The organism is Sedimentibacter sp. B4, from assembly GCF_000309315.1.
GTDB classification, from domain to species: Bacteria; Bacillota; Clostridia; order Tissierellales; family Sedimentibacteraceae; genus Sedimentibacter; species Sedimentibacter saalensis.
Genome location: NZ_CANG01000212.1, coordinates 1 through 365 on the forward strand (window position 1 = coordinate 1; position 365 = coordinate 365).

Consider the following 365-nt stretch of genomic DNA (forward strand, 5'->3'; position numbering starts at 1 on the left):
TCATCGCTGCGCTGACCAGCGTGCCGTCGTTCGATTGGTTCATGGTGATTTCTCTCTTCATCCTGGGGGGACGCCGTGCCTGATCAGGCCGCAGCAGTGGTCGCGATTTCGACGTCGACCGCCTCGGCCATCAGCGTCTGCTTCTCGTACGCCTTGAAGAAGGGGTACCAGATCGCGCTGGCGAGGGCGAAGACACCGACCATCAGGATCATGGCCGTGATCGATCCGGTGGTGAACCAGGTGGCGAACGGGAAGGGTGTGTACCACATCTCGAACTGGTACATCGGGATCGGTGCGAACGGGATCGTCTTCGTGAACAGCCAGACCACCAGCGGCAGGACGATGCCCTGCAGCCACATCGGGAT

General features: G+C 61.1%; 1 pseudogene. It reads right to left on the reverse strand.

Annotation, left to right across the window (positions count from 1 at the left end):
- Positions 1–83: 83 nt before the first annotated feature.
- Positions 84–365, reverse strand: a pseudogene (locus BN358_RS26215) (PTS sugar transporter subunit IIC); the annotation flags it as partial.